This is a genomic window from Pyxidicoccus fallax, assembly GCF_012933655.1.
GTDB classification, from domain to species: domain Bacteria; phylum Myxococcota; class Myxococcia; order Myxococcales; family Myxococcaceae; genus Myxococcus; species Myxococcus fallax.
Genome location: NZ_JABBJJ010000597.1, coordinates 1 through 3723 on the forward strand (window position 1 = coordinate 1; position 3723 = coordinate 3723).

At 71.0% G+C, this 3723-nt stretch carries 3 protein-coding genes; 1 reads left to right on the forward strand and 2 read right to left on the reverse strand.

The window, feature by feature from the left end; all coding sequences use genetic code 11:
• Nucleotides 1-264 precede the first annotated feature (264 nt).
• Entirely contained in the window at nucleotides 265-1626 is a 1362-nt protein-coding gene (locus HG543_RS52275; RefSeq protein ID WP_169352461.1) for a TAXI family TRAP transporter solute-binding subunit, read from the reverse strand.
• Nucleotides 1627-1710: 84 nt separating this feature from the next.
• On the opposite strand from HG543_RS52275, the gene HG543_RS52280 reads away from it, so the two are divergent.
• Nucleotides 1711-2163 carry an SRPBCC domain-containing protein gene (locus HG543_RS52280; protein WP_169352462.1) on the forward strand — a complete coding sequence of 151 codons (453 nt, stop codon included), beginning with the start codon at nucleotides 1711-1713 and terminating at the stop codon, nucleotides 2161-2163.
• Nucleotides 2164-2273: 110 nt separating this feature from the next.
• Here HG543_RS52280 and rsgA read toward each other — a convergent pair whose 3' ends face one another.
• The gene (gene rsgA, locus HG543_RS52285; RefSeq protein WP_169352463.1) at nucleotides 2274-3365 is read right to left on the reverse strand and encodes a ribosome small subunit-dependent GTPase A; all 1092 of its coding nucleotides are present in this window, start codon (nucleotides 3363-3365) and stop codon (nucleotides 2274-2276) included.
• Nucleotides 3366-3723 lie beyond the last annotated feature (358 nt).

Below are 3723 nucleotides of genomic sequence, written 5' to 3' on the forward strand. Positions count from 1 at the left end.
CAGCCCCCCCGGGCCAGCCTCCCCCCCATCCGCCTCGGACGCGATGCGTCCGAAAAATGGAGGTGCCGTCAACCGCACGGACACCTTCTCCAACCACCTCTCAGACGCTCTGCGTCTGAACCCTTGGGCTCCAGCGGCTCTGCCCCAGTGCCCCCACCTTCAATTAATCAAACGCGGGCGGCCGAAAATCTTGAGTGCGCCCTGATTATTTTTTCATTCCCCTCGGAGAACCACACGCTCCGACATGCGTGGGGCCCCGGAAATTCACGCCGTGGCCTGGGCCCCCGCCTCCCGGTGCATGGGCGAGACCTCCGACAGCCGCCGGGCGATGCGCCGGCGCACCACGTCGATGTGCTCGCGGAAGTAGTAGAGGTTCTCAGAATATGAGAGCGGCATGGGGATGCGATTGACCTCACGCTCCGCCTCATCGAGCCGGCGCTGCATGTCCTCCAGGGCTTCCCGGCCGGGGTTCTCATCGAGCTGGAGCTCCACCTCCTTCAGGCGGGCGTACCAGCGGAAGATGCGCGAGCGCACGCGCCACAGGAACAGCGCCGGCACGGCGCGGCCGAGCGGCACCACCACGGCGATGATGGGCACCAGCATCACCCAGAGCCGGTCCACGAGGTTGGCGGCCCAGAACGGCAGGTAGCGCTGGAGGAGCGGGACACCGGACTCGTAGTAGCGGCGGGCCTCGCTGCTCATGGGGAAGCCCGCCTCCAGGGCGGCGGGAAACTCACCCGTCTTGTCCAGCATGCCCGCCTTGCCGTGGACCTCGCTGGCGGCGCGCAGCAGGAGGTACGCGAGCGCGGGGTGCAGCGTGTCCCGGGCGACGAGGTTGGCGGTGGGGGCGATGAGCGTCACGTCGGACGCGGGGATGTCCGCCGCCAGGTCGAACACGCCGCGCGGCAGCACGTGCCGGGACAGGTAGGTGTAGCGGCGGACGTAGGCCTCCCCGCGCGTGAAGCTGAGCATGTGGATGCCGGGCACGGCCGCGAGCTTCCGGATGGCCGGCGAGTCCGCCGTCGAGACGAGGAACACCGCGTCGAGCTTGCCCTGCTTGAGCTGCTCCAGGGACTCTTCGCGCCCGAGCGTCACCAGCTCCGTCGGGGCCTGGTGCACGCCATTGGCCTCCAGCATCGTCATCGCGAGCGAGCGCGTGCCGCTCTCCTCCGGCCCCACCGAGATGCGGCGGCCCTTCAAGTCCCTCACGTCCTCGATGGGCTCTCCCCGGTAGAAGACCCACAGCGGTACGTACGAGAGGCTGCCGAGCGAGACGACCCCCGGGGCCTTGTCCTCGGTGACGATGCCGCTCTGCACGAAGGCCACGTCGACACCCGAGTCCTGCTGGGTGAGCAGCTCGATGCTGGTGAGCGAGCCCCTCGTCGGGCGGATTTCCAGGGTGATGCCGTCGCGGGCGAGAATCTCCTGATACTTGCGCGCGAAGTACCGGAAGCCGCCTTCGTCCTGCGGCGTGGCGATGACCAGCGTCTTCGGCGGCGCGGGCTTGATGAAATAGAAGGTGACGGCGAACGCGATGCCGATGAGGGCCAGGGCGGGGCCGAGCGCGAGCCACAAATCCCGGCGCAGCGTGCGCCGGAGCTGGGCCTTGAACGTGTCCGTCTTCATGGTGGACGCGGAGTATAGACGCCGCGCGCGCCCCGCCGTGTCAGGTCGGAAGGTGCCCGAGCGGGCGTGATAGGAACCCACCCCATGGTCCGACTCGAAACAGAGGCCCTCATCGACGCGCCCCCGGACACCGTGTGGCGGGTGCTGACGGACTTCGCGCGCTACCCCGAGTGGAACCCGCTCATCCTGGAGGCCGTTGGAGAAGCAAGAATGGGGGGACGGGTGGCCATGCGGGCCTCCGCGCCGGACGGCTCCGGGAAGTCGCTCCGCTTCACGGCCACCCTCGTCCGCGTCGAGCCCGGCGTGGCGCTCGAATGGAAGGGCGGCGTGCCCCTGGTGCTGAGCGGCCTGCACTACTTCCGCCTGTCGCCCTCCGGTGGAGGGACGCGGCTGGTGCATGGGGAGGACTACTTCGGCCTGTACCCGCGCCTCGTCGGGAAGAAGCGGCTCTTGGGCATGCGGCCCGCGTACGAAGGGCTGAACGCCGCGCTGGTGAAGCGGGTGGCGGCGATGCGCGTGGGCACCGCCGCCACCTGAAGCCCGCGTGAAGCGCGGCGTCCCGAGCCGCTCCGCCGCGACGAGGCAGGCGCCCCGCCGCGGCGGCTGCTTCGCCGGTGGAGGACCGGAAGCGCCGAGGCTCGCGCGCGTCAGCCCCCGCGCCGCTTGAAGCGCGCCCCCTCCGCGCCGGCCCGGGACAAATTCCGCATGACGCGCTTGTGCTCGCGCTGCGCGGCCGCATCCGTCTGGCGGGCGAGGTACGCCCGCTCACGCCTCAGCTTGTCGAAGCTGTCGAGCCGCGCCCGGGGCAGCTCGCCCGCGGCCACGGCGGCATGCACCGCGCAGCCCGGCTCGCCCTGGTGCTGGCAGTCGGAGAAGCGGCACCCCTCGGCCAGGGCGAGGATGTCCGAGAAGGCCTGGTCGACGCCCTCCTCGTCTCCCCAGAGCCCCAGCTCGCGCAGCCCCGGGGCGTCGATGAGCAGCCCGCCCCAGGGCAGTACGAACAGCTCGCGGTGCGTGGTGGTGTGGCGGCCCCTGCCGTCCTCCTCGCTGACGGCCTGGGTGGCCAGCCGCTCCTCGCCCAGCAGCAGATTGACGAGCGTGGACTTGCCCACGCCCGAGGAGCCGAGCAGCGCGCCCGTCTTCCCGGCGGGGAGCAGGGCGCGCAGCGCTTCCACGCCCTCGCCCGTGTGCGCGCTGAGGGCGATGACGGGGACACCGGGCGCGAGCGCCTCCACCTCCTGGACGCGCTCGGGCACGTCCGGGTGGAGGTCCGCCTTGCTGAGCACCACCACGGGCGCCGCGCCGCTGTTCCACGCCACGGCGAGCGCCCGCTCGATGCGGCGGGGGTTGTAGTTGTCGTCCAGCCCCGTCACGAGGAACACCACGTCCAGGTTGGCGGCGATGAGCTGCACGTCCCGCTCACTGCCCGCCTCGCGTCGCGCGAGGACGCCGCGGCGGGGCAGCACCGCGTGGAGCAGCGCCTCCCCGTCGCCGGAGGGGAGCTGCAGCGCCACCCAGTCACCGATGGTGGGCAGCGCCTCGGCGCCGGGGGCTTCGTGGAGGAGCCGTCCGGCCGTCCGCGCGAGGAAGACGCGCCCGGAGGTCTGGACGGAGAGGAGCCCACGCGCCTGGCGCACCACGCGCCCGGGGACGAGGGGAAGGGAGGACTCGGACAGCAGAACAGTGAAGGCGTGGCCGAGGTCGGGACCCCAGCCGAGGGATTCGAGTTCGAGAGACACTGAAGGAAACTCCGGGCAGCACGGTGCCTGTGACGCACCTGGTTCAGACAGGGCGCCCTGGAGGGGTGCGGAACCGCGCTGCGCGGACCTTCGTGGCCGCCCAGCTAGGAGACGACCCGCGCCCTCGGGGCGAACAGGACATCGACCGCGACAAGATCCAAGTCGGCGTTCATGAAAGCCTCCCAGAGGACACGCGGGGCGGCGTCCATCGCCACCCGGCACCCATACTCATAGCAACTCTCCGGGCGCGCCGCACGTTCCACCTTCAAACCCCGCGCACCAGGAATTCGGGGATGAACCCGAGGGGTGCGACTATCCTCCGTCTCCCACCCCTGTCCGCGGTCCCCCACCCCATGAC